Source organism: Sphingobium sp. AP50 (assembly GCF_900109095.1).
In the GTDB taxonomy this organism is placed as follows: Bacteria; Pseudomonadota; Alphaproteobacteria; order Sphingomonadales; family Sphingomonadaceae; genus Sphingobium.
On record NZ_FNYZ01000001.1, the window covers coordinates 1,083,200 to 1,107,108 of the forward strand.

Annotated in this window: 28 protein-coding genes; 18 read left to right on the forward strand and 10 right to left on the reverse strand. The window is 62.8% G+C overall.

What is annotated here, in order from left to right; all coding sequences use genetic code 11:
- Window positions 1–18 precede the first annotated feature (18 nt).
- From BMY84_RS05370 to BMY84_RS05390, 5 genes are all read right to left on the reverse strand, one after another.
- The gene (locus BMY84_RS05370) at window positions 19–1,128 is read right to left on the reverse strand and encodes a hypothetical protein (protein WP_256215076.1); all 1,110 of its coding nucleotides are present in this window, start codon (window positions 1,126–1,128) and stop codon (window positions 19–21) included.
- Between the two features lie 147 nt (window positions 1,129–1,275).
- Window positions 1,276–1,455, reverse strand: coding sequence for a hypothetical protein (locus BMY84_RS05375; RefSeq protein WP_093022370.1), 180 nt, complete (start codon window positions 1,453–1,455; stop codon window positions 1,276–1,278).
- Window positions 1,456–1,709: 254 nt separating this feature from the next.
- On the reverse strand, window positions 1,710–2,909 hold the full coding sequence (gene metK, locus BMY84_RS05380; RefSeq protein ID WP_093081331.1) for a methionine adenosyltransferase: 1,200 nt from the start codon (window positions 2,907–2,909) through the stop codon (window positions 1,710–1,712).
- 57 nt (window positions 2,910–2,966) lie between these two features.
- Window positions 2,967–4,586, reverse strand: coding sequence for an apolipoprotein N-acyltransferase (gene lnt, locus BMY84_RS05385; protein ID WP_256215099.1), 1,620 nt, complete (start codon window positions 4,584–4,586; stop codon window positions 2,967–2,969).
- 8 nt (window positions 4,587–4,594) lie between these two features.
- Window positions 4,595–5,227, reverse strand: a complete 633-nt coding sequence (locus BMY84_RS05390) for a YqaA family protein (protein ID WP_093081333.1) — start codon at window positions 5,225–5,227, stop codon at window positions 4,595–4,597.
- Window positions 5,228–5,460: 233 nt separating this feature from the next.
- On the opposite strand from BMY84_RS05390, the gene BMY84_RS05400 reads away from it, so the two are divergent.
- The 5 genes from BMY84_RS05400 (at window position 5,461) to BMY84_RS05420 (ending at window position 9,165) form a co-directional block, all read left to right on the forward strand.
- On the forward strand, window positions 5,461–6,261 hold the full coding sequence (locus BMY84_RS05400) for a hypothetical protein (protein ID WP_256215100.1): 801 nt from the start codon (window positions 5,461–5,463) through the stop codon (window positions 6,259–6,261).
- Between the two features lie 188 nt (window positions 6,262–6,449).
- Window positions 6,450–7,043 carry a DJ-1/PfpI family protein gene (locus tag BMY84_RS05405; RefSeq protein WP_093081807.1) on the forward strand — a complete coding sequence of 198 codons (594 nt, stop codon included), beginning with the start codon at window positions 6,450–6,452 and terminating at the stop codon, window positions 7,041–7,043.
- Window positions 7,044–7,113: 70 nt separating this feature from the next.
- Window positions 7,114–7,713 carry a hypothetical protein gene (locus BMY84_RS05410; RefSeq protein ID WP_143074981.1) on the forward strand — a complete coding sequence of 200 codons (600 nt, stop codon included), beginning with the start codon at window positions 7,114–7,116 and terminating at the stop codon, window positions 7,711–7,713.
- Between the two features lie 83 nt (window positions 7,714–7,796).
- Window positions 7,797–8,456, forward strand: coding sequence for a glutathione S-transferase family protein (locus tag BMY84_RS05415; RefSeq protein ID WP_093081339.1), 660 nt, complete (start codon window positions 7,797–7,799; stop codon window positions 8,454–8,456).
- Window positions 8,457–8,610: 154 nt separating this feature from the next.
- On the forward strand, window positions 8,611–9,165 hold the full coding sequence (locus BMY84_RS05420; RefSeq protein WP_093081341.1) for a hypothetical protein: 555 nt from the start codon (window positions 8,611–8,613) through the stop codon (window positions 9,163–9,165).
- A 224-nt stretch (window positions 9,166–9,389) separates the two neighbouring features.
- Here the strand turns inward: BMY84_RS05420 and BMY84_RS29625 are convergent, their stop codons facing one another.
- Window positions 9,390–9,548 carry a hypothetical protein gene (locus BMY84_RS29625; RefSeq protein WP_177185091.1) on the reverse strand — a complete coding sequence of 53 codons (159 nt, stop codon included), beginning with the start codon at window positions 9,546–9,548 and terminating at the stop codon, window positions 9,390–9,392.
- Between the two features lie 226 nt (window positions 9,549–9,774).
- Here BMY84_RS29625 and BMY84_RS05425 point away from each other — a divergent pair, with 226 nt between their 5' ends.
- Entirely contained in the window at window positions 9,775–10,185 is a 411-nt protein-coding gene (locus BMY84_RS05425) for an SMI1/KNR4 family protein (protein ID WP_093081344.1), read from the forward strand.
- Window positions 10,186–10,595: 410 nt separating this feature from the next.
- On the opposite strand, the gene BMY84_RS05430 is transcribed toward BMY84_RS05425, so the two are convergent.
- Window positions 10,596–11,300, reverse strand: a complete 705-nt coding sequence (locus BMY84_RS05430; RefSeq protein WP_143074982.1) for a hypothetical protein — start codon at window positions 11,298–11,300, stop codon at window positions 10,596–10,598.
- A 239-nt stretch (window positions 11,301–11,539) separates the two neighbouring features.
- Here BMY84_RS05430 and BMY84_RS05435 point away from each other — a divergent pair, with 239 nt between their 5' ends.
- Together BMY84_RS05435 and BMY84_RS05440 are read left to right on the forward strand one after the other, a co-directional pair.
- Window positions 11,540–12,868, forward strand: coding sequence for a M28 family peptidase (locus BMY84_RS05435; RefSeq protein ID WP_093081349.1), 1,329 nt, complete (start codon window positions 11,540–11,542; stop codon window positions 12,866–12,868).
- 88 nt (window positions 12,869–12,956) lie between these two features.
- The gene (locus tag BMY84_RS05440; protein WP_093081351.1) at window positions 12,957–14,270 is read left to right on the forward strand and encodes a DNA-packaging protein; all 1,314 of its coding nucleotides are present in this window, start codon (window positions 12,957–12,959) and stop codon (window positions 14,268–14,270) included.
- 219 nt (window positions 14,271–14,489) lie between these two features.
- On the opposite strand, the gene BMY84_RS05445 is transcribed toward BMY84_RS05440, so the two are convergent.
- Together BMY84_RS05445 and BMY84_RS05450 are read right to left on the reverse strand one after the other, a co-directional pair.
- Entirely contained in the window at window positions 14,490–15,713 is a 1,224-nt protein-coding gene (locus BMY84_RS05445) for a hypothetical protein (RefSeq protein WP_143074983.1), read from the reverse strand.
- A 23-nt stretch (window positions 15,714–15,736) separates the two neighbouring features.
- On the reverse strand, window positions 15,737–16,561 hold the full coding sequence (locus tag BMY84_RS05450) for an IS5 family transposase (protein WP_093081356.1): 825 nt from the start codon (window positions 16,559–16,561) through the stop codon (window positions 15,737–15,739).
- Between the two features lie 463 nt (window positions 16,562–17,024).
- Between BMY84_RS05450 and BMY84_RS05455 the strand changes: the two genes are divergently transcribed.
- The 5 genes from BMY84_RS05455 to BMY84_RS05475 all read left to right on the forward strand — a co-directional run bounded on the left by BMY84_RS05455 (window position 17,025) and on the right by BMY84_RS05475 (window position 20,079).
- Window positions 17,025–17,657 (forward strand): NAD(P)H-dependent oxidoreductase, encoded by a 633-nt coding sequence (locus BMY84_RS05455; protein ID WP_093081359.1) that lies wholly within the window; start codon window positions 17,025–17,027, stop codon window positions 17,655–17,657.
- Between the two features lie 75 nt (window positions 17,658–17,732).
- Entirely contained in the window at window positions 17,733–18,071 is a 339-nt protein-coding gene (locus BMY84_RS05460) for a hypothetical protein (RefSeq protein ID WP_093081361.1), read from the forward strand.
- Window positions 18,072–18,169: 98 nt separating this feature from the next.
- On the forward strand, window positions 18,170–18,352 hold the full coding sequence (locus BMY84_RS05465) for a hypothetical protein (RefSeq protein WP_093081364.1): 183 nt from the start codon (window positions 18,170–18,172) through the stop codon (window positions 18,350–18,352).
- A 14-nt stretch (window positions 18,353–18,366) separates the two neighbouring features.
- A complete protein-coding gene (locus tag BMY84_RS05470; RefSeq protein WP_093081366.1) occupies window positions 18,367–18,897 on the forward strand; it encodes a GNAT family N-acetyltransferase in 531 nt (176 codons plus the stop codon).
- A gap of 57 nt (window positions 18,898–18,954) precedes the next feature.
- A complete protein-coding gene (locus BMY84_RS05475) occupies window positions 18,955–20,079 on the forward strand; it encodes a phage portal protein (protein WP_093081368.1) in 1,125 nt (374 codons plus the stop codon).
- A gap of 93 nt (window positions 20,080–20,172) precedes the next feature.
- Here the strand turns inward: BMY84_RS05475 and BMY84_RS29630 are convergent, their stop codons facing one another.
- Window positions 20,173–20,346: a hypothetical protein gene (locus BMY84_RS29630; protein WP_177203901.1), complete on the reverse strand. Its 174-nt coding sequence runs from the start codon at window positions 20,344–20,346 to the stop codon at window positions 20,173–20,175.
- Window positions 20,347–20,391: 45 nt separating this feature from the next.
- Here BMY84_RS29630 and BMY84_RS05480 point away from each other — a divergent pair, with 45 nt between their 5' ends.
- From BMY84_RS05480 to BMY84_RS05500, 5 genes are all read left to right on the forward strand, one after another.
- Complete coding sequence (locus tag BMY84_RS05480) at window positions 20,392–20,700, forward strand: DUF6127 family protein (RefSeq protein WP_093081371.1); 309 nt, start codon at window positions 20,392–20,394, stop codon at window positions 20,698–20,700.
- Between the two features lie 140 nt (window positions 20,701–20,840).
- Window positions 20,841–21,254 (forward strand): HK97 family phage prohead protease, encoded by a 414-nt coding sequence (locus BMY84_RS05485; RefSeq protein WP_093081373.1) that lies wholly within the window; start codon window positions 20,841–20,843, stop codon window positions 21,252–21,254.
- Between the two features lie 61 nt (window positions 21,255–21,315).
- Window positions 21,316–22,095 carry a hypothetical protein gene (locus BMY84_RS29005; RefSeq protein ID WP_143074984.1) on the forward strand — a complete coding sequence of 260 codons (780 nt, stop codon included), beginning with the start codon at window positions 21,316–21,318 and terminating at the stop codon, window positions 22,093–22,095.
- On the forward strand, window positions 22,088–22,639 hold the full coding sequence (locus BMY84_RS05495) for a hypothetical protein (RefSeq protein WP_093081379.1): 552 nt from the start codon (window positions 22,088–22,090) through the stop codon (window positions 22,637–22,639). Before BMY84_RS29005 ends, BMY84_RS05495 begins: the two co-directional genes overlap by 8 nt.
- A gap of 148 nt (window positions 22,640–22,787) precedes the next feature.
- Complete coding sequence (locus tag BMY84_RS05500; protein ID WP_093081381.1) at window positions 22,788–23,903, forward strand: phage major capsid protein; 1,116 nt, start codon at window positions 22,788–22,790, stop codon at window positions 23,901–23,903.
- Window positions 23,904–23,909: the final 6 nt, after the last annotated feature.

Genomic DNA, 23,909 nt, shown 5'->3' on the forward strand with positions numbered 1-23,909 from the left:
GGGGAGGCGCCGCCGTCGTCAGTCCTTTTTCATCGCGTCGGGCGAGATGCTGATCTGAGTACCGCCTTTCCCATAGATGCTGGTCGCGGATAGCGGCTTTTCCTTCTGGAAGATTTCGATGGCCTGGTTCGGTGGCGGCAGGGTGGCATAGCTGGGATATTGCAGCCAGCGGTCCAGCCGTTTGATGGTGACGGACCATGGGGCTGGACTTGCATCCTTGTCCTTTTCGGGTGTCAGCAGGCCGGCAAGCGAATCCTGGCTGACGTCTAGCAGGATGCCGGAGTCGCCCAGGGGAATGACATAGCCGGCATTTTCGCCTTCTCCCTGATAGATGGGCAGGCGGCCGCCAATGCGGTCGGAAAGGACGCACAAGGCGGGGGCAGATGGGGCTTCCCCCTTTTTCCGTGTTTTGCGGCTGTTATCCGTCACCAGACTGCCCATCATCGCGCCAAGCAACATTGCGGCGTCATCCTGTTTGGCCTTTTCAGCCGGAGGACCAAAGCTGCGCGGTTGTGTGCAGGGGGCCAGCGGCGTGGCGGTGGCGAGGGGCGGGAGCTTTTTGGGCCAGCCGACCTGCTGCATCATCCGGTCCATCGCGGCATCAAGCTGGGCGCTGTCATAGACCGGCGAGGTCATGCGCAGCTTTACCACCCATTCGCCAAGGCCGATGAGGGCGACACCGCTGCTGCGACTGACCTTCGTGATGGCGAAGCTCTGGCGGAGGCCCGCGGGGGCGCTGGCACCGGGGATGGCGAAGGGGATCGGGGCGCTGTGCGGGGTGATCGTGCCGAGCTTGTCATTGGTGGCGATCATCGTGGCGGCGACGTCGAACCAGAGCGCGGTCGAGGGAGCGGCGGCATGATAGATGTAGATATTGACGTGGGTGCGGCCAATCGGGTCGTCATAGGCGATCGAGACGTCAAGTTGCGGACCATTGCTGAGGTCCAGTATTTCGCCGCGGGCGAAACCGTCTATCGTGGCAGGCAGGGCGATGCCGGTCGCCTTGTGGAGCCAGGGCTTGCCGGCTTTTGCGGTGATGGCCGTGGGCGCCGCAGGCTGGGCGGACGCGGACAGGCTGGCGGCCGATGCGGCCAGCGCGATGGCGAAACGCCACATATGTCTATGCATGAACCTGCCCCCTCCCGCATCCTTGCAGTGCAGTCAGGATAGCGGGAAGGGACAGAATAACAAGCGGTTGGCCGAGGGCGACGAGGAGAGACGCCATCGGGTTTCGGCAGGAAGGGGCTGAAAGCCGCCTGCCGCCAGATCGTCAGGTCATTTGCACTTGATGAAACGACCCTTTGCGTCCTTGCAGGGTGCCTTTTTGACGGGCGCCTTGGGCGGGCATTTGACGAACTTGCCCTTCGCGTCCTTGCAGGGAGCGGCATATGCAGGAGCAGCATAGCCGGTCATCAGGGCAAGGCTGAGGAGGGCGGTGGCAACCATCTTTGTCATCGGGTGCCTCTTTGGGGAGAGGGTTGTCGGGCTCGACAGGGGTGCGAACCCGACAAGGGGTTTATGCGCCGGAGAGGGGCGCATTCCTAATGAACTTTTCGTCATGTTGCGGACGGGCAGAGGTAAGAAAAAGGCGCCGGGGCGGGGTGCCCGGGCGCCTTTTTTGGAGCGTTGCGTTTGCCCACCCCGCTGCGACTAACGCGCTTCGCGCGTAAGTCTCGCTGCCCCTCCCCTGAAGGGGAGGGGAGACATCATCAGGCTACAGCGGCCTTCAGGGCGTCGACCAGGTCGGTCTTTTCCCAGGGGAAGTAATCGCCGTCGGGGGTGCGGCCGAAATGGCCGTAGGCGGCGGTCTTCTGATAGATCGGCTTGTTGAGGCCCAGATGGGTGCGGATGCCCTTGGGCGTCAGGCGGACCAGCGTCGGCAGGACCGCTTCGATCGCCGAAGCCTCGACCGTGCCGGTGCCGTGCAGGTCGACATAGAGCGAGAGCGGCTCGGCGACGCCGATGGCGTAGCTGAGCTGGATCGTGCAGCGACGAGCGAGGCCGGCGGCGACGATGTTCTTCGCCAGATAGCGGGTGATGTAGGCAGCCGAACGGTCGACCTTGGTCGGGTCCTTGCCGCTGAACGCGCCGCCGCCATGGGGCGAAGCGCCGCCATAGGTGTCGACGATGATCTTGCGGCCGGTAAGGCCGGCGTCGCCATCAGGGCCGCCGATTTCGAACAGGCCGGTCGGGTTGACGTAGATGGCTTCGTCGCCGGGCAGCCAGCCTTCGGGCAGGACGTCGGCCATCACGCCCTTGACGTAAGCGCGCAGTTCGGCGCGGCTGTCGTCATTGTCCATGCCGGCGGCATGCTGGGTCGACACGACGAGGGCGGTCGCGCGGACCGGCTTTTCATCGATATATTCGAGCGTCACCTGGCTCTTGGCGTCAGGCTCCAGGAAGGGCACGACCTTGTTGTGGCGGTCGTCCGCCATGCGTTCCAGGATCTTGTGGCTGTAATAGAGGGTGGCGGGCATGAGGTCGGGGGTTTCGTCCGACGCATAGCCGAACATGATGCCCTGATCGCCGGCGCCTTCATCCTTGTTGCCGCTTTCATCGACGCCCTGCGCGATGTGGGCCGATTGGCCGTGGAGATTGTTTTCGAAGCGGAAGGTCTCCCAGTGGAAGCCGTCCTGCTCATAGCCGATGCGCTTCACGGTCGCGCGAACGGTCGCCTCGATCTCTTCCTTGGCGCCCGGTGCCCATTCGCCATTTTCATAGACGCCCTTGCAGCGGATTTCGCCGGCCAGGACGACGAGTTGGGTCGTGGTCAGGGTTTCGCACGCGATGCGGGCTTCGGGGTCCTTGGACAGGAACAGATCGACGATCGAGTCGGAAATCTGGTCCGCGACCTTGTCGGGGTGGCCTTCGGAAACGGATTCCGACGTGAAGAGGAATTGGTTACGCATGAGACTCCCGTAAGGTGCTTGGGTAGATTTCGATATAAAGAAATGTTTATGTGCCTATTAGCTTTTGCCTTTGCGAGTGGCAAGGGCCGCGCCGAGAAGGGCGAGCATCAGCATAAATGGTGCCCAGTTGCCTAGCCGCGCGAAGAGCGTTGGCGGCAAGGCGGGGGGGAGGCCGGAATCGAGGAAACCGGCGCGGTTGAGGCCGAGCGCGTGGACGACATGGCCGCGCGCATCGATGATCGCGGAGACGCCGGTGGGGGTGGAGCGGATGATCGGAATGCCTTCCTCCAGCGCGCGAAGGCGGGCTTGCGCCAGATGCTGGACCGGGCCCCAACTGCCGAACCAGGCGTCGTTGGAGGGGTTGAAGAGGAAGTCGGGGCGGTTCTTCGCGTCGATGATCTGCCCGGAGAAGATGATCTCATAGCAGATCTGGATACCCATTTTGAGCGCGGGGCGGCCGGTGGTGGCGGGCAGCGTGAGGCTTTGCGGGCCGGGGCCGGGCCAGAAATCGGCGTCGCCCGGCACGAGGCGGGACAGGCCGATGGGTTCGAGGATATTCCGCATCGGCAGATATTCGCCATAGGGCACCAGATGCGCCTTGGAATAGCGGCCGGCGATGGTCGCGGCAGGGGTGACGATCCAGACGCTGTTATTGGCGCCGGTGAGTTTGTTGACGAGGGTGCCGTTTTCCTCGACCGGCTTGAAATAGACCTTGTCCCCGCCGGTCATCAGCAGGTCGCCGGGGCCGAGCAGGCCGGCGAGGCGGCCGCGCCAGTCAGGCTCCATATCGAGATAGGCGGGGATCGCCGCTTCGGGCCAGAAGATCAGGCGCGGGGCGGGGCGGGGCTGGCCGGAAAGGGTCGAGAGCTTGCGGAAATTGCGATACTCCGCCTCGACCGAATATTTCTCGTCCTGACCGATATTGGGCTGGACGATGCGGATGCGCGGCGCGCCGGTGGGCGTGGCGGGGGCTGGGGCGAACTGGCCCCAGAGGGCGAGCAGCAGGAGCGGCGCGGCGAGGATGGCGGCGGGGCGATAGTGGCGGCGGCTGGCGAGGAGGAACGCGCCAGCGGCAAGGATGGTCAGCGCGCCAAGGCCGTAGGTGCCGATCAGGGTGGCGGCGATCGCGGCGCCGGTGGGGAGCAGGGTGACGCCGAGCGGGTTCCAGGCGAAGCCGGTGAAGAGGGTTGCGCGCAGATATTCGGTGGCGATCCATAGGGCGGCGAAGAGGAGGGGGAATGAGGGAGCGCTGGTGCCCACCCCGCTGCGACTAGGCGGCAGAGCCGCCAAGTCTCGCTGCCCCTCCCTTTTAAGGGAGGGGAGTTTGAGATGCAGCCACCATGTGCCCAATGTCGCGAGGCCGGGGAAGACGGCGAGGTAAAGGGAGAGGAGGACAACCGCGCCATAGCCGAACCAGTGCGGCATGCTGTCCTGAAAGGTGAAGGCGTGGGCGATCCAGTTGAGGCCCAAAGTGAAGTGGCCGACGCCGAACAGCCAGCCGCGCAGGAAAGCGGCCCGGCGGTCGGGCGCGGCTTCGATCAGGAGGATCAGCGTGGCGAGGCAGGCGAGGGTGACGGGCCAGAGGCTGAGCGGCGCAAAGCCGGTGGCCGACAGGAAGCCGGCGAGCAGCGCGGTCCGTTTCGGGCGGGTCGCCAAAGCGGCAGGCAGGGCGCGCATGGGGCGGATCAGAGCGTTGCCATGGTGGCGTGGCTGCACTTGTCATCCTTGTGCCCGCCGCCCGTCAGCATCGAGGCGGCGAGGAAGCCGCCGACCAGCAGGACGAGGAACAGGGCGGACAGGAGCGCCAGATATTTCTCGATAAAGACTTTGATCGGCCGGCCGAATTTCCAGAAGAGGAAGCCGACGATCATGAACTGGAAGGCGCGGCTGAGGATGCTGGCCCAGAGGAAGGTGAAGAGCGAGAGGCCGATGAAGCCCGCCGTGATGGTGATGAGCTTGAACGGGATGGGCGTTGCGCCCTTGATCAGGATGATTTCCGCCCCGTAATCGCGCAGATAGCAGGCCGCGACCGGGAATTTGGCGGTGAGGCCGAGCAGGCTCAATATCTGGTGCCCGACCGCTTCATAAAGGAAGTGGCCGATGCCATAGCCGACCAGTCCGCCCAGCACCGAGGCTAGGGTGCAGATGAAGCCGAAGCGCAGCGCCTTTTCCGGGCGGGCGAGACACATCAGGCCCAGCAGCGGGTGCGGCGGGATCGGGAAGAAGCTGGATTCCATGAAGCTGAAGGCGAAGAGCCAGCGTTCGGCGTGGCGGTGGGCGGCCTTGGCCAGCATCCATTGATAGAGCTTAGTCAGCATCGCGGCGGGACTAGCCGAGATCGGCAGGAGCTGCCAGCGCTTTTGGCACGATGCTGCGGTCCTTTGGGGCAGGCGCGTCGACGGACTTGATTGTTCCGCGCCGTCTGGGCATGACCCCTCTCTTATCCAGTCCTGTTCGGTCCGCACCTTTGAACATCCCTTTCATTTCCGGGGCATCGCCCTTCCACTGGGGGCCCATCCCCTGGGCCAAGGTGCGGGAGCGCGCGGGCGGTATCGTCTTCGCGCTGGTGCTGAACCTGTTGCTGCTGCTGGCGCTGTTCACCCTGTCGCCCACATTCGATCCGCCCAAAGTCGACGACCGGCTGCCGGTGACGTTCGATGTCGAGACGGGGCAGAAGAAGGACGAGAGTCAGGCCAAGGCCGAAAAGACGCAGAAGCGCGAGCAGGACAAGGCGCAGCCGCAGAAACAGGCCGATCCGGTGGTGCGGCCGCCGATCCCGGTGGAAAAGCCCGCCGAGCAGCCGCCATCGCCCTTCCCCTTCCTGACGCTGAATCGCGAGCAGATGGCGTCGGCCGATATCGGCAACATGCCCAAGGGCGCGCAGGGCGTGGGCCAAGGCAAGGGCGACAGTGCAGCGGTGTCCGGTCCGGGCGAAGGGCCGGGTGGCGTGCAGCTTTATGAAGCGGAATGGTATCGGCGGCCGACCCATGCCGAACTGTCGACCTATCTGCCCGGCAATGCGCCGCCGCAGGGCTATGGCCTGGTGGCGTGCAAGACGATCGACCATTTCCATGTGGAAAATTGCCAGGTGCTGGGCGAATATCCGATGGGGTCCGGGCTGGGCAGGGCGGTGCGGCTGGCGGCGTGGCAATTCCTCGTGCGGCCGCCGCGGGTGAACGGCAAGACGATGGTGGGAAGCTGGGTGCGCATCCGCATCGATTATACGCGGACCGGGGCGCCGGGTGCCGGAAGGCCGGGGTCTGATGATGACGCCGGGCCTGACGCCAGGTCGCAACCGGCGCAGCCGGAAATGAAGCGGCTGGCGCCGGGAGTCGCCGGACCGCAATTTTGAAAGAGGCCAATATCGCGCGAGCGGATCGGGCGGCTGGTCCGGCAAGCGGGTAGAAGCCCCCTCCTGTTGAGATTGCGTCATGGCTCGGCTGGTGGGCGCCCGTCCCGCTGCCTTTTCCTTTGGGAAAAGGTCGGGAGATGGGTTCCCGCCTGCGCGGGAATGACGGCGTTTGCGAGGATGGAGTGACGATGCGGGTCGCGATTTTGACCTTTGATGGGTTCAACGAACTGGACAGTTTCGTGGCGCTGGCGCTGCTCAATCGAGTGCCGGGCTGGCGGGCCGGGATTTGCGGGCCGGGAGAGACGCTGACGTCGATGAATGGCGTGCAGGTTGCGGTACAGCAAGGCATTGAATTTGCAGAGGAAGCGGACATCGTTCTGGTCGGGAGCGGGGTGCGGACACTGGAAGTTGTTTCGGATACGAAACTAATGGCGCGGTTGCGGCTGGACCCGGTGCGGCAGATTATCGGGGCGCAATGTTCGGGCGCGCTGGTGCTGGCGAAGCTGGGGCTGCTGGGCGATGTGCCGGTGTGTACCGATGTGACGACGAAGCCCTGGGCGATCGCAGCGGGGGCAAGGGTGATCGATGCGCCTTTCCATGCCGCCGGCAATGTGGCCACGGCGGGCGGGTGCATGGCGGCGCACTATCTGGCGGCCTGGGCAATCGCGCGCGGCGCAGGGGAAGAGGTCGCGCGGACCGTGATCGACTATGTCGCGCCGGTGGGCGAGAAGGCGGAAACGGTCGCGCGGGTGATGGGCGTGGTGGGGCCGTTTCTGGGGTGACGGGTGAAGGGATTGCCCGCGTCAGGTGATAGCGGCATGACCGATGGTCTTCATGATCGGAGGTGCGAATATGCGTCGGCTTGCCCCTTTCCTGCTATGTCTGACCCTGTCGCAGGGCGCGTTGGCCGCTGAGGCGCCGGAGGATTGCAAGGCCGATTGCCCGGTCAATGCCGAGATGACTTCATTGTTCGATGCCGATCAGGCTGCGCGCAAACATGGCTTCGATGGCGACTGGGACCGGATCGAGGCGGAGGATGCGCAGCGGCGCGCGCGGACCGGGGCGCTGATCGCGGCGGGGGCGCTGCGCAGCGGGACCGATTTCTATCACGCGGCTTATATCTATCAACATGGGGGCGAACCGGCCGATTATCTGAAGGCGCATGTGCTGGCGACGAGCGCGGTCGCGAAGGGGCGGGCCGATGCGGCATGGATCGCGGCGGCAACGCTGGACCGCTATTTGAAAGCGATCGGCCGGTCGCAGATTTACGGCACCCAATATCGGGTGCGCGACGGCGTGGCGACGCAGGAACCCTATGACCGGGTGCTGGTGCCCGATGCGCTGCGGGCAGTGGCGGGCGTGCCGCTGCTGGCCGAGCAGGAGGCGGAGCGGGCCGAACTGGAGCGGGAGGCGCAGGCGCGGGAGGCCCGCAAGAAGAGCGGGGTGGAGTGAACTGAGGGCGGTGATTGCAGGTTGCAATCCGCTACTGGCCTGCCATGGTGCGGCCATCCGACCACAGGAGAGGAGGAACGGGCATGATCATCCATGGGGCGCGGCCGTCGCCATTTGTGCGCAAGGTGATCGTCTTTGCCGCGGAGAAGGGCATTGCCGTCGAGGTGCAGGCGGCGGGCTTCGGACGCGGGGCGGAGGGCTATCTGAAGGCGTCGCCCTTCGACAAGATACCGGCGCTGGAGGATGGCGATTTCCTGCTGTGCGATTCGACCGCCATCATCACCTATATGGATGCCCTGAAGCCTGGCGAGGAGATGATCCCGGCGGCGCCGAGGGAGCGGGCGCGCACGATATGGTATGAGGAATTTGGCGATACGATCGTGCAGGCGGCCGGGCAGAAGATATTCTTCAACCGGGCGGTGGCGCGGCGGCTGAAGCGTGAGCCGGATCTGGCGGCGGCGGACCTGGCGGAGGCCGAGGAGATGCCGAAAATCCATGATTATCTGGAGTCTGTGCTGGAGTCCGGGCCGGAGGGCGGCGGCTGGCTGGTGGGGGATCGCTTCACTTTGGCCGATCTGGCGGTGGCCTGTCCGCTGATCAATGTCGCCTATGTTTCGGCCGGACTGAGCGCGGACCGGTGGCCGCGCACGGTCGACTGGCTGGCGCGGGTGCGGGCGCGGCCGAGCGTCGCGACGGCGCTGGCGGAGGAGTGGCCGATGGTGGAGTCGATGCTGAGCAAATAACCTATATGGTACATTTTGCTTGACAGCGTCACGCTGTTGTGGCAGATATGTGGATATTGGGAAAATGTGAGTCGCCGACATGGCGGTGCAAGGGGCTGGTCCTGTATGGGGCCGGCCCTTTTCGTCGTGCGGGCGGCAGGCGGGGGATCGGGGCATGGCGGCGAGGAAGAAGCGGGGCGAGATGGTGCCGCAGCGGCAGGCGATGGCAGGCGGCACGCAGGCGCAGATGCGCAAGGTGCGTGGCGACGGGTGGAGCCAGGCGGACGAGCAGTTGTTCCTGGAGACGCTGGCCGAGACGTGCAACGCCAGCGAGGCGGCGCGCGCGATCGGCAAGAGCCGGACGGGCGCCTATCGCCGGAAGAAGGCCGTTCCGGCCTTTGCGCAGGCGTGGATGGAGGCGCTGACGATCGGCTATCAGGAGATCGAGATGCTGCTGATGCGGGAAATATTGTTCGGCAGCGAGGTGGAGGATATCACGCTGGATGCCGAGGGGGCGGTCAAGACGCGCAAGGTGAAGCGCAGCCGCAACATGGCCGTGGCGCTGCGCCTGCTGGCCTATCATCGCGACACGATGATGGCGATGCGGCAGGCGGCGGCAGGGGTGACGGTCGAGCGGCCCGACAGTCCGGATGCGATCGCGCGGGTGGACGCGATAATGGCGGAGGTGCAGGCGGAGAGGGGGCGTGCGGAGGCGGTGGGAGCAGGATAGCGGGCAGCGGTATGCGCTCGCCTGTTCTATTGTCCCGACAGGCGCTGAGGCGGGATTGTTCGGATTTCGTTCGGTTCTTCGGCAGGTGCAGGTGCTGCGTTGGACTGCGATCATTTGGCTTTGAAGCACGCCGTCATTGCGAGCGGAGCGAAGCAATCCAAAGGTGCGCTGTGGATTGCTTCGCTCCGCTCGCAATGACGGATCAGACTTGTTGTATAGCGCCGCTAATCGCTGTTGAGCATGGCGAGGGCGGCGCGGTCCGCATAGGCGGCGGCGAGCTTGCGATGGGCGGCGCGCGCGCGGCTGTGGGTCGAGGCGTCGGCCATCAACCGCTGTTTGCGGCACCGGGTGGAATAATAAACGAAGTCGGACCCCTGCATCATGGCCTCACTCTCCCTGGGCGGCGGTCTGCGCCGATCACACCCAAGCGATGGAGTGTTGGGGACGGGGGTTAATAAAGTCTTTCGGGCGGCACGCTATTGCGACCGAATTGCGGTTTTTGCGGTGAATGGTGGGGGGTGGCCGGGATGGGTGGTTTGGGGACGGTCGGGTTTAAGTTGCGCATGACCGACAAGCAGACAACTATGAGAGGTCATTAAGGGGGCTGCGATGCTTGAAGGGCGAGATTGGTATGCTGTGAGTGGGGCGGCAGCAGAGGCCTTGGCACAGTTACGCATGGCCGCACCGGAAAATCTGCCGACACGGTATCTCGACCTGCTTGCTTTTAGCGATGGCGGAGAAGGTCCGTTGGCAGTTCAGCCTTACAACCTCTGTTTGGACTCAGCGATGACCGTAGCGGAGGCAATCAACAGCGAGAATAACGGCCAAGCTGATCTACAAGGCTTTCTCATCTTCGGTAGCAATGGCGGCGGAGAGTATCTCGCGTTCGACACCCGTAAGGAAGCGCCTTGGCCTGTCGTTGTTATCGATATGGTAGTGGGCGGGAATAGCGCCTCGGTTATCGCACCTGACTTTAACGTATTTTATGACCGGATAGGGTTTGAGGCAGAGGCGGCTTAAACGTCCGCTTTTGCTCGCTTTGCGTCGAAAGGGCATATTATGTTCGCGCAGAGGCGCAGAGCAGGGTGGCAATTTCCTCTGCGTTCTCTGCGTCTCAGCGCGAAATCTTCTTTAATTTGGTTCACGCGGAGGCGCGGAGGGATTGCGTATTTTCTCCGCGTCTTCGCGGCTCCGCGTGAACATTATGTGCTGCTTGTGGAGTTAAAGCGGCGACCTGCCTGTTCAGGCCTTTCCCGCCTCCGCCTGAGACCCCAGCGTTGGCCTTTGGCCGCGCTTCGGGTCGCTGGGGTGACGGTTGGAGGGGATGGGCGTTGCCCGGCCTTTGCCAACCCGGTTGGCAGGTAGTGCTGTTGTTCTCTGCCCCTTTGGCGGGCGGGACGCCGGTGGTTTGGCCGGCGTCCCGGTGCCTGTCAGCGGCCGGCGTTGATTTCCAGCGAGGGGTCGACGAGCGATGTCTTGGTTGTGGTCGGGGTCGCGGCGGCGGCGGGCGTTGCTGCCGGGGTGACGGGGGCTGCTACGGGCGTCGTGGCGACGGGGATGGCGGCTGGCGCGGGTGCGGCAGCGGCGAAGGCGACGCTGACATCTTCGTCCAGGAAGGCGGTGACGGGCGCGCCGAGCGGGATGCGGGCGCTGGTGCCGGTGGTGAAGAAGCCGGCGACCGGTACGAAGGCGATCGCGGCGACCACGCCGGCGGTGCCGGTGACGCCCTTGTCATCGAAGGTGCCGGTCAGGCGGATCTGATTGCCGTTGGCGCGGACATAGAGGACGCGGCCGGTGATATGGCCGGATTTGCCCCACATGCCCTTGTTGCGGACGTCGGTGACTTCGCCGGTGACGGGGCTGCCGGCCGGGATCACGATCTGGCCATTGAGGCTGACGGCTTCGGCGACTTCGAGCTGGACGCGCTGGCCCACGAGCAGCTTCTTGCCTTCGGTGGTGAGCGGCTCGGCCATTTTGAGCGGAATCTGGGTGCCGGCGCGCAGGATGTTGCCGTTGGCGGGCGTAGCGATGATGGTGGCGACCGGCGTGGCGGGCGCGGTGGTGACTTGCGCCATGACGGACGGCGCGCAGGCAAAGGCAATCACGCCGAGAACGGCGCTGGACACGGACTTCATGATGGGACCCCCCAATAGATACGACTCCCCCCGGAGCCGAAGTGCAACTGGTGCTTGGGCGCGGGCAAGTCGTCAAGCGATAAAGTGTTGATTGGTCTTGGGCTTTATTTGGAGCGATTGTTCCGGGGCGGGACGGGGACTGGATTGGGGGACGGGTGTTTGGGGAGGGGGTCTATATGCGTCGGGCCATGGCGCGCGGTGCTTTACAGGCGTGAGGCAGGCGATATGAGTTTGGTCCCATGACCAAGATGATCCTGATCGCCGCCCTGTCCGCAACCCTATGTTCGGTCACCGCCCTGACCCAGCCTGTTCTTGCCGAGACGAAGGCGCCCGATCCGGTGCGGATGAAGGCGACGGTGGAGAGGCTGGTGAGTTTTGGCACGCGGCATACGCTGTCTTCGGCGACCGATCCCAAGCGAGGGATCGGGGCGGCGCGGACATGGGGCGCGGGCGAGTTTCAGAAGATCAGCAAGGCGTGCGGTGGCTGTTTGACGGTGGAGACGATCGCGGATCGCTTTACCGGGCCGCGTGCGCCCGACGGGGTCGAGGTGGTGGATGTGCTGGCGATCCAGAAGGGGACGGGTGATCCCAATCAGGTGGTGATCGTCGCCGGGCATATCGACAGCCGCGTGACGGACGTGATGAACATTACGAGCGATGCGCCGGGCGCGAATGACAATGCGTCGGGCACGGCGCTGGTGATCGAGGCGGCGCGGGTGCTGGCGGGCGAGAAGTTCGACGGGACGATCGTCTATGCGCTGCTGTCGGGTGAGGAGCAGGGGCTGTGGGGTGGCAAGTTGCTGGCGGCCACGGCCAGGGCGCGCGGCTGGCAGGTGCGGGCGATGCTGAACAATGACATTGTCGGCAACACGCTGGGCCAGAATGGGCAGCGGGTGGCGGACCGGGTGCGCGTCTTTTCCGAAGGCATCCGCTTTTCGGAGGATGGGAAGGCCAATCTGACCCGCCGGGCGATCGGCGGGGAGGATGATGGTCCCTCGCGCGCGCTGGCCAAGAAGATTGACGGGATCGCCAAGGCCGATCCGGCGATCGGGCTGGACGTGTTTGCGGTGCGGCGGTTCGACCGGTTCGGGCGCGGGGGCGATCATTCGCCTTTCCTGGACCTGGGCTTTCCGGCGGTGCGCTTTTCGGTGGGGATCGAAAATTATGACCGGCAGCATCAGGATTTGCGGACCGAAAATGGCCGGGTCTATGGCGATACGGTCGAGGGGATGGACTTTCCCTATCTGGCGAAGGTGACGGCGCTGAATGTCGCGACGCTGCGGGTGCTGGCGTATGCGCCGGCGGCGCCTGCGAGCGTTTCACTGGATGGCGCGCTGTCGATGGATACGCGGGTGTTCTGGGACGCGGTGCAGGGGGCGGCGGCTTATAAGGTTTACTGGCGGCGGGCCGATGCGCAGGACTGGAGCGACAGCCGGGTCGTGACCGGCGCGACGGAGACGGTGCTGAAGGATGTGGTGGTCGACGATCATTTCATCGGTGTGGCGGCTGTGGCCAAGGATGGGGCGGAGAGTCTCGTCACTTTTGGCGGGATGGCGCCGCGGAAATAACGGGTTCGCGCAGAGGCGCGGGGACACGGAGAAGATTGGAGAAGGCCGCTTTCGGGCGGCCTTTTTTGTGCCGTTTCGGGGGAGGGCGATGGACGTTTCGGATCGGGAATGGCTGGGCGGGGAGGATGCGGCGATCTGGGCGCGGTTGCGCGCGGGGCTGACGCCGGCGGCGGCGGAGCGGCTGGAGCGGGAGTGGCGCTTTGTCGCGCGGCCGGGGCAGAGGATGCCGGCGGGTGACTGGCGCATCTGGCTGATGCTGGCGGGGCGCGGCTTTGGCAAGACGCGGGCCGGGGCGGAATGGGTGCGGGCCATTGCCGAGGCCGATCCGGCGGCGCGGATCGCGCTGGTCGGTGCGACGCTGGGCGAGGCGCGCAGCGTGATGGTGGAGGGGGAGAGTGGGCTGCTGAATATCGCGCCATGGTGGGCACGGCCGGATTATGCCCCGGCGCTGCGGCGGCTGCGCTGGCCCAATGGCGCGACGGCGACGCTGTTCGGCGCGGCCGAGCCGGAGGGTTTGCGCGGGCCGCAGTTCAGCCATGGCTGGGCCGACGAGATCGCCAAATGGGCGGGCGGCGAGGCGGCCTGGCATAATCTGATGATGGGATTGCGATTGGGAGCCGCGCCGCGCGTGCTGGCGACGACGACGCCGCGGCCGGTGCCGCTGGTGCGCGGGCTGGTGGCGCGGGACGGGGATGATGTCGTGGTGACGCGGGGGCGGACGGCGGACAATGCAGCCAATCTGGCGCCGGGCTTCGTGGCGGCGATGGCGGCCAGCTATGGCGGCACGCGACTGGGGCGGCAGGAACTGGACGGCGAGCTGATCGAGGAGGTGGAGGGCGCGCTGTGGACGCGCGACCTGATCGAGCGGTGCCGGGTGCGCCATGTGCCGGGCGTGCTGGCCCGTGTGGTGGTGGCGGTCGATCCGCCGGCGAGCGCAGGCGGGGATGCGTGCGGGATCGTGGTGGCCGGGATTGGCGGGGACGGGCGCGGCTATGTGATCGCGGACGCGAGCGTGGCAGGGATGCGGCCCGAAGGCTGGGCGCGCGCGGTCGCGGCGGCGGCGATGGTGCATGGCGCCGACCGGGTCGTGGCCGAGGCGAATAATGGCGGGCAGATGGTGGAAAGCGTGTTGCGCGCGGCGGAAGAGAAGATGCCGGTGCGGCTGGTCCATGCGAGCCGGGGGAAGGCGGCGCGGGCGGAGCCGGTGGCGGCTTTGTATGAGGCCGGGCGGGTGGCGCATCGCGGCGCCTTTCCGGAGCTGGAGGACCAGATGTGCGGATTGCTGGCGGGGGGCGGCTATGTGGGGCCGGGACGATCGCCGGATCGGGCGGACGCGCTGGTATGGGCTATGAGCGAGCTGATGCTGGGGAAGGTGGGGGAGGCGCGGGTAAGGGGGATGTGATTTTTCGTCCCGCTCCACCCCGATTTACGATCTAAAAAATATTTGTTCATTAATGATTTGGCATCAAAAATTCGCAGTTTAATTTGTATGTGAAATTTTTGAAATTCGCAAATTTCCTATTTTGAAAGCTAAATAATATAAAATTTAATTTTATTGTAGAAATTGAAATTATTATCATACAGTATATTTATAAAGATTGAAAATTATTATGAATTTACTTCAACTTTGTGATTGATATCGGCGCAGTCGATCAAAATAGGCCTTCGGGCTCCACCCTCTTTTCAGACTATCGATTAAAAATGAATCTATGACACCGAGTCCAAGTTCAGCTGATTTTCCAGCAACCATTTTAGCAGCAGCGTCGGTAACGGGGCCTAGTGCAGCGCCCGCAACTGCTCCTAAAAGTTCGGCGCCGGGTACAAGGAGGCTACCAACGGCAACCATAGTTGTAACTTTTAAGAACTTCGCCGGCGCAGAATCAAATAGACCTTTTCGCTGCGCGCAGGCATCGACATATTCGCGGATCAGCGCCGCATCACTAGGCGATTCCGCCACAGTGGAGAGCCAGTCCCTAAAACGATTGGCCGTGTTTGTAGACCTAAACGATGCGGCTACCTGAAGTGGCTTGTCAACTTTATCGTACAAAGCACGAAGATTTGGAAATTTTTCGAAATTCGAAATTACGGAGAATGCGTTTGTAGAAGAGCTTGTTTCTTTTATTTGTTCTGCGCCAAAGCGGAAGCAGTCGAAGGTGCCTGCATTATTCTGCGAAATCATACCATGATCTAGAATGTACCGGTAGGCCGTGATTGATTCTGCGATTTCATTTAATCTCTCGCCATCGCACGTGGGCGATTCGATGATCGTTGATCGCTTTGATAGGCCCATCCCCTCCAATTCTCCCGCTGTTAAAGCTTGCCCTGCGACGTCCCAAGCAGTCGCTGGGAGATTGGAATCCAAAAGGGTGTGAGCAGAGATTAGTTTTTTTCGTAGCTCTTTTTTGTAGCTGTCAATCATTCCGACTGACTGCACTTCAAGGCCGATATCGATAATCTTTTCTATGTCGAGTTCGCTATCATTACCGTCGCCGATACGGCCCACAAAGGTAGCCTTCACCCTCCCTTGATCGTGGGCCATCATAGGCTGCGGTGTCCAGACGGTGAACGAAAGAGCCTGCTGTTCTAGCAATGCATCCAAAGCCTTGGTGTTCATCGAGCGATACAGAATAGGTATGATCGTATTGGGTCCATTAATGCTGAAATTGACTCCACCGAACAAGAGAAGTTGCTCGAACAATTCAGCCTTTAAAACATGAAGCTGTTTTCGAGCTGCCTCTGATGAGGTGCGAATCGAGCCTCCGTAGACTGTTGTGTTGCCAGGTATTGGTGTCGCCCATTTTAAACAGAAGCGGTTGAATTCTGGATTGAAAACCTTTTCTGTCATTGCTCAGAGTCCGTTTGAGAATGTCATGGATGGACAATTCTGCGGAGCATGAGACTGCCTAGAGCGACATGGATCATGGCCTCCGAGACGTCGATCCGCTGCTCGTAGTCGCGGACGAGGCGTTTCCACCGGGTCATCCAACCGAAGGTACGCTCGACGACCCAGCGCCTTGGCAGCACCTTAAAGCCCGGCTCTTTGCCGGAGCGGCGGATGATCTCGAGGACGAAGTCCTGATAGGCGGCGGCGTCCATCAGGCGGGTGCGGTCGTAGGCGCCATCGGCGAACAAATGCTTCAGCCACGGCCATCGCTTGCGAACTGCCGCGACGATCGTTTGAGCGCCAGCGCTGTCGGAGATGTCGGCAGTGGTCAGATTGACCATGAGCAATCGGCCATCGGTATCGACGGCAATGTGCCGTTTACGACCGAGGACCTTCTTGCCTGCATCAAAGCCCCGTTTTTCTGCCGCTGGCGCCTTGATCGACTGGCTATCCACGACGGCCGCCGTCGGGCTTTGCTCACGCCCTTCGCGTTCACGGTCCAGCATGAGGGTAACGTCGTGGACCGTGCGGAACAGCAGTCGGCGCACGAAACGGCGAAACCACCAATACACCGTCTGCCAGGGCGGGAAGTCGTTCGGCAACATTCGCCATCCACCACCTGTTCGGGCCAGATAGCGCAACGCATCGAGGACATCACGCTGGTCCGTTTCTGGCTTGCGACCGCGCTTGGCCTCGGGCGGCAGAAACGGCTGAATGAACAGCCATTCTTCGTCCGTCAGATCGGTCGGGTAGCGCTTTGATCGCTTTTCAAATCCTGCCATCCGGCTACGGCTCGCTCGGCTCCACATGCCAAGCTTGAATCACGCCCGCGTTGCCGCATCAACCCATTCTCAAACGGGCTCTAATTTCCTAGAATAATTTTAGATTATAGATCGTACATTTTGCAGAACATGCAAATGGAAATGCGTTATAATGCATCAAGCCTGATTAAAATCGCTGACGTAAAATGTGAGGACTCGCGGATAACACCGCCGTTCCGTCAACGGTACCGGGAGAAAGCTCCAGTGGAAGCTTTGAATATTGGAATTGGGGCCACGCCGGTTTCCCCTTTTTATTTTCCGCCATTTCGCATCAAACAGTAGGCCATGCACGAATTCATCTGCTTCTCAGCATTAGTGGATCAGGTGTAAAGGGGGCACAAGGCGTTTGTAAAAGTTTCAAACCAAGACCTTTATTTCTCCGCCTACTCCTCTACATCACAGCGTCATCGGCCGGGCCTATCTCCGGCGGGCACTGTTTTGAGGAGTTTGCATGCTGATCGATCGGTTGAACTGGCGCTATGCCACCAAGAAGATGAACCCGGACAAGCGGGTGCCCGAAGACAAGATCGAGCGTATCCTGGAGGCGGTGCGGCTGGCGCCGACGTCGAGCGGGTTGCAGCAGTTCGAGGTGATCGTCGTCACCAACAAGGATATTCGCGAGCAGATCAAGGCGATCGCCTGGAACCAGGAGCAGGTGACGGATGCGTCGCATCTGATCGTCTTTGCCGCGTGGGACAATTATACCGCCGACCGGATCAATCATATGTTCGACCTGGTGAATGACGAGCGCGGGTTCCGGAATGAGGGCTGGGAAGCCTATCGGCAGATGCTGCTGGGCACTTATCCGCAGCGCGATGCGCAGACCAATTTCGAACATGCCGCGCGGCAGGCCTATGTCGGGCTGGGCATCGCGCTGACCGCCGCCGCTTTCGAGGAAGTGGATGCGACGCCGATGGAAGGCTTCGATCCGGCGGCGCTGGATGCGATACTGGATTTGCGGGCGCGGGGGCTGCGGTCGGTGGCGATCATGCCGGTCGGCTATCGCGCGGATGAGGGCGACTGGTTGCTGGGCCTGAAGAAGGTGCGGCGGCCGATCGGCGAGTTTGTGTCGCGGATTGATTGAGGGGTTCGGGGCCGCCTGCCGGGGAACTGGTGGGCGGCCCGGATCGTTCTCCTGCCGTAATCAGGAGTATGTGACATGAAGATGGTGAAGCTGATGGCGGTGGCTGTTGGCGTGAGTGTGATCGCGACGCCGGTGATGGCTGCCAGTCTGAACAGCAAGGATCGCGCGCGGGTGGCCCGTGCGGCGCCGCGCGACCGGGACGATGTGCGATACTGTCTGCTCAAGGGCAAGCAGGGGCGCGACAAGGGCACGGTGATCGGTGCGGCCGGTGGTGCTGGCGTTGGCGCGCTGGCGGGCGGGAGCCTGGGCGAGACATTGCTGGCCGGCGCTGCGGGCGCGGTGGCCGGGCGCGTGATCGGCAAGAGCGAGGGTACGAATTCTGTGTGCGATCGGGTGTTGGCGCGGAATCGGTGACGGGTTGGCGATGGGCGTGAATTCTGGTAATTCACGCTGCGATATGGCCATCAGGTCATAGATGTATGTCGATGGCTCCAGCGAGGAAAGGAGATTCTATGGCGGTTCATTCGAGTAGCTTTGGTGGTCTCCATCTGAGCGGAGAAGATGCACGCAAATTCGTGGCGCAGACCCGCACTGGGCAGAGTGTCGCCGTCAAGCAGACGGTCAGTCGTGGCAAGGAACTGGCGGCGACATTGCTGGCAACCGGTCAGGTCAAGATTGACAGCGCTTCGCGCTGACCCATAATTCTCCCATGTCGGGGGAAATCATCATCAAGAAGCTGGAAGCGGCTGGCCTGGATCAGGTCAGCCGTTTTCGTATGAAAGACATCGGCGACAGGCCGCTGCAACAATTTCTGCGTCGCGATGCGCTGAAATCCGGGGCTGCGCATCTGACGACGACTTATGTCATCAAGCGACCTGATGCGCCGCATGTTCTGGCCTATGCCAGCATCATGTGCGCGGAGATCAAGCTGGAGGGCGCTTACCCTATCGATGACAAGAAAGCGGCCGAGCGGTACAGCTATCAGCCGGCGGTGCGGATCGCGCGGCTGGCTGTGTGCGACGGCTGTGAAGGACTGGGCTGGGGACGGGAACTGGTGACGACGGTCATCGGCGTCATATCGCTGTCCATCCAGCCCTATGCGGGATGCCGGTTCCTGATCGTGGATGCGAAACGTAAGTCCATCGATTTCTACCGCAAATTGGGATTTCGCCTGCTCGATACGGAAGCGAACAGGGCGCTGGAAACGCCGCTGATGTTCATGGACCTGAAGAGTCCATGATCTGAGAGGTCGTGCCTCCGGCGGATGTGAGTGGGCTTCATTGCTGGGAGGCAAAGCATGAAATGGTTCGGGACGAAGGCGGCCGCATCGCAGGATGCGCGGCCGGTGTTGGCGCGTGCCTGGGGATCGGGCGCGGTGGCGCTGGGGGAGTGGCCGGCATCCTATGAGGCGCAGTTGCGCGCCGGGGTGATGGGCAATCCGGTGGCGCAGCGGGCGATGCGGCTGGTGTCCGAAGGCGCGGGGGCCTGTGCGATCAAGGTGCGCGGGGTGGCGGAGGATGCGGCCGTCCTGGCGCTGGTCGGGCGGGCCTCTGCGGGGCAGGGGCTGGTGGAGACTTTGGCCTGTCATCTGCTGCTGCACGGCAATGGCTATGTGCAGGTGATGGCGGGGGCGGATGGGCGGCCGGCCGAATTGTTTGCGCTGCGGCCGGAGCGGGTGAGCGTGGAAGCGGATGCGCGGGGGTGGCCGGCGGCTTATCTGTATCGCGTGGGGGAGAGCGTGACGCGGCTGTCGCCGGAGGATGGCGCGGGGCGGACCAGCTTGCTGCATTTGAAGGCGCTGCATCCGCTGGACGATCATTATGGGCTGGGCTGTATCGGCGCGGCGGCGGGGGCGGTGGCGATCCACAATGCGGCGAGCGTGTGGAACAAGGCGCTGCTGGACAATGCGGCGCGGCCTTCGGGCGCGATGGTCTATGAGCCGGGCGATGGATCGGTGCTGTCGCCCGACCAGTTCGAGCGGGTGAAGCGCGAGATGGAGGTGGCCTTTGCGGGGGCGGCCAATGCGGGGCGGCCGATGCTGCTGGAGGGGGGGCTGAGCTGGAAGGCGATGAGCCTGACCCCGGCGGAGATGGATTTCGTGGGGCTGAAAAGTGCGGCGGCGCGGGAGATTGCTTTGGCGTTCGGGGTGCCGCCGATGCTGATGGGGCTGCCGGGCGACAATGCTTACGCCAATTATCGCGAGGCGAACAAGGCGTTGTGGCGGCAGGCGATCTTGCCGCTGGTGGGCAAGATTTGCGCCGGGCTGTCGCAAGGGTTGCAGCCCTGGTGGCCGGGCGTGGTGATCGAGCCGGATCTGGATGCGGTGCCGGCGCTGGCGGATGAACGGGCTGCGCTGTGGGAGCGGGTGGCGGCGGCGGACTTCCTGTCGGGGGACGAGAAGAGGGCGATGCTGGGGATTTGAATTTTTCGCGCGGAGGCGCGGGGACGCGGAGAAGATAAGGGAGAATGGGCCGCCTTTTGGGCGGCTTTTTCATGTCTGCGATATGCGTGTTTTTCAGTCCGGGGCGCGGGCGGGGAGGGAATCGAGGCGGCAGAAATTGCCGTCCCAATTCCATGTGCCGCCCTGCGTCAGGCAGTCGCCGGCGCGGAACAGGTCGAAATGCCAGGCGAGGGCGCCGATCGCGGCGAGGATGAGGACGATCAGGACTTTGCGGGGAGTGCGCTTCATGGCGTGCAGATAGGGGCAGAGTGGGCGGATGGGAAGGAGCGGGCGATGAAAGAGGAGATGCTGGCGCGTCTGGTGGCGCAGGCGGATGGGCAGATGCTGGATCTGGTGACGATCCGCGCGCTGATCGAGGAGGCGAGTGACCTTGGCGCGGGGCGGGCGCTGGAGCGGCTGGGGCTGGCGGACCGGCGCGCGGAGAGCGATGTGCGGGAATTGCGCGAATTGCTGTCCGCCTGGCGCGACGCGAAGAAGGCGGCGCGCGGGGCGGTGATCGGCTGGATCGTGCGGATCGGTATGGCGCTGTTGCTGCTGGGGATTGCGGTGAAGATGGGGTTGCTGGGGCTGGTGCGGGCTTAAGCATCCCCAGAAATAACGCCCGTTCGTGCTGAGTAGAGGCTGAGCTTGTCGAAGCCTCGTATCGAAGCAGGCGCGCGGGCCATCCTTCGATACGCCACTTCGACAAGCTCAGTGGCTACTCAGGACGAACGGAGTTTTGCATGAGCGGAGATCTGCGCTTTGCCGGTTATGCGGCGATTTTCGATCGGGTGGACCGGGGCGGGGATGTGGTGCGGGCGGGGGCTTTTGGCGCCGTGGAGGCGGCGGGCGTGCCTTTGCTGTGGCAGCATGGGCCGGGCAGCGTCATCGGCGTGGTCGAGACGGCGCGGGAAGATGCGCGCGGGCTGCGGGTGATCGGCCGGGTGTCGCGGCGCACGGTGGCCGGGCGGGAGGCCGCGGCGGCACTGGCTTCGCGCGCGGTCGATGGGCTGTCATTCGGCTATCGGGTGAAGGCGGCGCGGGGCGCCGGGCCGCGCGAATTGCTGGCGCTGGAACTGGTCGAGGTGAGCGTGGTGACGCATCCGATGCAGCCCATGGCGCGGGTGGTGGCGGTTGAGGGAGGCAGTTGCCGATAATGCAAGACGAATACTCATTCCTCGACTTGCCATAAATTGTTCGTTTCGCCATGAATGCATAATGAGCGTAGCATCTCTCCAACTTCGTCGCTTTGTCGATCCAGTTCCAAATATAGCGGAAGATTGGTTCGATAATCCAATTCAGATCTTGAATGTGACGAGAATAGGCGATTACAGCTCGTCAGCAGATGGTGCTTGCAGGGTCACGTTCGGAGGTTCAAGGGTTGGCTTCGTAAAGCCCCGTATGGATGCTGGGACGCCAGTTGTAGCGAATGAGAAAATCGCTGCCGATTTGGGATTTCTTCTCCACCTTCCGGTTGCGCCGGTAGTAATACGAGCACCACAAGACGGCACGGAGTGGGATCGGTTTACGATCTTATCATTGGCTTGCCTTGGTTCAGGGCGCCATTGGGGTGAAGGTAACGCCTCATTGAATCAGCACAATGTTCCTGGGCTTGAAGCTCTTCGTACTTTCTGGACGTGGATTGGTGACATCGACCACAACCAGCACCCCCAAAACCTGCTCTATGAGATTGACAGCAGCGGTAGAATGCAGTTGCTTTCAATTGACCACAGCTATTTACTCGGGCAAGGGGCCGATGCTTCGACTCTTGCTGCGTCGGAGGGATATGGAACATGCGATCAACCCAATGCGCGCCCGGCGCGTGAGGTGGCGGTCGCTGCGATTGAGGCGCTGGATGAGCAGGACGTGCAACATATTGTCCGGCGACTCGTTGGTACGGTGTTAACCGATGTTCAAGCAGAAGATACAATTGGCTGGCTTGCTGCACGTCGAAACCAGCTCCGTTCACTCATGAAGCTAGGAGGCGATAATGACTGACTCGAAACGCGCACTGTATCGCCTCGATTACAGGACAGATTTGACCTCGATCGAGGCACCGACGATCAACTTGGGCTATATGCTGGAAGCGGCTGTGGAAAATGGCTTTCGTTTCCTAGGCTTAGCATCGAGAAAAGCGCTTACGCCGCTTGAAATGGATCTCGTTAATCTGCACACGTGGCCTGAAATGGCCGATCTTGACGGCTTCATGGATACTCTTTTTGCGCGTGCATGGGATCATGTATGCGAAGCTGAGCCCGATGACCTTCGTTTGGGTTGCGAGTCGATTGCATTCAACCATTCGGCAATGTCGGCGCTTCATTTCGCGTCATTAGAGCCTATCCAAATGGACGATATGAAAGGTGATGTGGACGCATTGCATCGCCATTTGTATGATGAATTGCTGCGTTTGGGTGGTAAGTTGAAGCCAGTGTTGACGGCTCCAGTTATTTCGTTGCCTAAGCGGCGAATGCCTGTTCCAAACCCTGATATTTCGTTTCCGAAGTATAGGGCAGAAGCAGAGTATGGTAGGGCAGCGGCGTAAGTCCAGATTGCCAAGGTTGTAGAAAATGCTTGGATATTAGCGTGAAATACATCTGATTATCGTAATTAGGTGTTTGAATTATTGAAAGGTCGCAAGGCGGTCCCATCCGGGGCCGCCTTTTTTCGTTTCTGCAAGCGGGAGAAGTGGAATGACGGATATGTTGGAGGCGAGTCTGGAACTGGTGGCGCAGGGGGAGCGGATCGAGGGGCTGGCGGGGGAAGTCGCGGCGCTGAAGGGGGCTTTGCTGGCGCAGCAGCGGCCGGCTCTGGATGGGGTCAAGGGTGGTGCCGTCGATCCGGCGCGGGCGCAGTTCGTGGAGCGTTATCTGCGGCAGGGGCTGGAAGCCGGGGTGGAGCTGAAGAGCTTTTCGGGCGCCAGTGGCGCGGCGGGGGGCTATGCGGTGCCGCGGGAGATCGATCAGCTGATCGACGCTACGCTCAAGAGCGTGTCGCCGATCCGCGGGATCGCCAATGTCGTGCGGACCGGAACGGCGGGCTATCGCAAGCTGGTGACGTCGGGCGGGATCGTGTCGGGCTGGGCCAGCGAGACGGGCGCGCGGGCCGAGACGGGGACGCCGAGCTTCAACGAGATCGTGCCGCCTTCGGGCGAACTGTTCGCCAATCCGGCGGCGTCGCAGGCGATGCTGGACGATGCGCAGTTCGATGTCGAAAGCTGGCTGGCGAGCGAGATTGCGCGCGAATTTGCGGCGGCGGAGGGCGCGGCCTTCGTCAATGGCAATGGGACCAGCAAGCCCAAGGGCTTCCTGACCTATACGACCACCAATGAGGCGGACAGCGTGCGCGCTTTCGGATCGCTGCAATATGTGGCGTCGGGGGCGGCGGGGGCCTTTGCTGCGTCCAATCCGCAGGACAGGCTCATTGATCTGGTGCAGAGCCTGCGCGCGCCGTACCGGCAGGGGGCGAGCTTCGTCATGAACTCGGCGACGCTGGCGGTGATCCGCAAGATGAAGACCAGCGATGGCGCGTTTCTATGGCAGCCGTCCATGGCGGCGGGGCAGCCGGCGACGCTGCTGGGCTATCGCGTGGTCGAGGCCGAGGACATGCCCGATATTGCCGCGAACAGTCTGTCGATCGCCTTCGGCAATTTCCAGGCGGGCTATGTGATCGCCGAGCGCAGCGAAACGAGCATCCTGCGCGATCCGTTCAGCAACAAGCCGTTCGTGCATTTCTATGCGGTCAAGCGGATCGGGGGCGGCGTGGCCAATTCGGAAGCGATTAAATTGATGAAGTTTGCGGCTTCTTAATTGAAC

Excerpts from the sequence above, each read along its gene's own strand:
- BMY84_RS05420 (WP_093081341.1), top strand. The coding sequence starts at position 8,611 with ATGGCGGCGAGGAAGAAGCGGGGCGAGATGGTGCCGCAGCGGCAGGCG.
- BMY84_RS05415 (WP_093081339.1), top strand. The coding sequence starts at position 7,797 with ATGATCATCCATGGGGCGCGGCCGTCGCCATTTGTGCGCAAGGTGATC.
- BMY84_RS05455 (WP_093081359.1), top strand. The coding sequence starts at position 17,025 with ATGCTGATCGATCGGTTGAACTGGCGCTATGCCACCAAGAAGATGAAC.
- lnt (WP_256215099.1), bottom strand. The coding sequence starts at position 4,586 with ATGCGCGCCCTGCCTGCCGCTTTGGCGACCCGCCCGAAACGGACCGCG.
- BMY84_RS05425 (WP_093081344.1), top strand. The coding sequence starts at position 9,775 with ATGCTTGAAGGGCGAGATTGGTATGCTGTGAGTGGGGCGGCAGCAGAG.
- BMY84_RS05370 (WP_256215076.1), bottom strand. The coding sequence starts at position 1,128 with ATGCATAGACATATGTGGCGTTTCGCCATCGCGCTGGCCGCATCGGCC.
- BMY84_RS05475 (WP_093081368.1), top strand. The coding sequence starts at position 18,955 with ATGAAATGGTTCGGGACGAAGGCGGCCGCATCGCAGGATGCGCGGCCG.
- BMY84_RS05460 (WP_093081361.1), top strand. The coding sequence starts at position 17,733 with ATGAAGATGGTGAAGCTGATGGCGGTGGCTGTTGGCGTGAGTGTGATC.
- BMY84_RS05485 (WP_093081373.1), top strand. The coding sequence starts at position 20,841 with ATGAGCGGAGATCTGCGCTTTGCCGGTTATGCGGCGATTTTCGATCGG.
- BMY84_RS05390 (WP_093081333.1), bottom strand. The coding sequence starts at position 5,227 with ATGCTGACTAAGCTCTATCAATGGATGCTGGCCAAGGCCGCCCACCGC.
- BMY84_RS05430 (WP_143074982.1), bottom strand. The coding sequence starts at position 11,300 with ATGAAGTCCGTGTCCAGCGCCGTTCTCGGCGTGATTGCCTTTGCCTGC.
- BMY84_RS05470 (WP_093081366.1), top strand. The coding sequence starts at position 18,367 with ATGTCGGGGGAAATCATCATCAAGAAGCTGGAAGCGGCTGGCCTGGAT.
- BMY84_RS29625 (WP_177185091.1), bottom strand. The coding sequence starts at position 9,548 with ATGATGCAGGGGTCCGACTTCGTTTATTATTCCACCCGGTGCCGCAAA.
- BMY84_RS05410 (WP_143074981.1), top strand. The coding sequence starts at position 7,114 with ATGCGTCGGCTTGCCCCTTTCCTGCTATGTCTGACCCTGTCGCAGGGC.
- BMY84_RS05450 (WP_093081356.1), bottom strand. The coding sequence starts at position 16,561 with ATGTGGAGCCGAGCGAGCCGTAGCCGGATGGCAGGATTTGAAAAGCGA.
- BMY84_RS05465 (WP_093081364.1), top strand. The coding sequence starts at position 18,170 with ATGGCGGTTCATTCGAGTAGCTTTGGTGGTCTCCATCTGAGCGGAGAA.
- BMY84_RS29005 (WP_143074984.1), top strand. The coding sequence starts at position 21,316 with ATGAGCGTAGCATCTCTCCAACTTCGTCGCTTTGTCGATCCAGTTCCA.
- BMY84_RS05405 (WP_093081807.1), top strand. The coding sequence starts at position 6,450 with ATGCGGGTCGCGATTTTGACCTTTGATGGGTTCAACGAACTGGACAGT.
- metK (WP_093081331.1), bottom strand. The coding sequence starts at position 2,909 with ATGCGTAACCAATTCCTCTTCACGTCGGAATCCGTTTCCGAAGGCCAC.
- BMY84_RS05480 (WP_093081371.1), top strand. The coding sequence starts at position 20,392 with ATGAAAGAGGAGATGCTGGCGCGTCTGGTGGCGCAGGCGGATGGGCAG.
- BMY84_RS05440 (WP_093081351.1), top strand. The coding sequence starts at position 12,957 with ATGGACGTTTCGGATCGGGAATGGCTGGGCGGGGAGGATGCGGCGATC.
- BMY84_RS05500 (WP_093081381.1), top strand. The coding sequence starts at position 22,788 with ATGACGGATATGTTGGAGGCGAGTCTGGAACTGGTGGCGCAGGGGGAG.
- BMY84_RS29630 (WP_177203901.1), bottom strand. The coding sequence starts at position 20,346 with ATGAAGCGCACTCCCCGCAAAGTCCTGATCGTCCTCATCCTCGCCGCG.
- BMY84_RS05495 (WP_093081379.1), top strand. The coding sequence starts at position 22,088 with ATGACTGACTCGAAACGCGCACTGTATCGCCTCGATTACAGGACAGAT.
- BMY84_RS05435 (WP_093081349.1), top strand. The coding sequence starts at position 11,540 with ATGACCAAGATGATCCTGATCGCCGCCCTGTCCGCAACCCTATGTTCG.
- BMY84_RS05375 (WP_093022370.1), bottom strand. The coding sequence starts at position 1,455 with ATGACAAAGATGGTTGCCACCGCCCTCCTCAGCCTTGCCCTGATGACC.
- BMY84_RS05445 (WP_143074983.1), bottom strand. The coding sequence starts at position 15,713 with ATGACAGAAAAGGTTTTCAATCCAGAATTCAACCGCTTCTGTTTAAAA.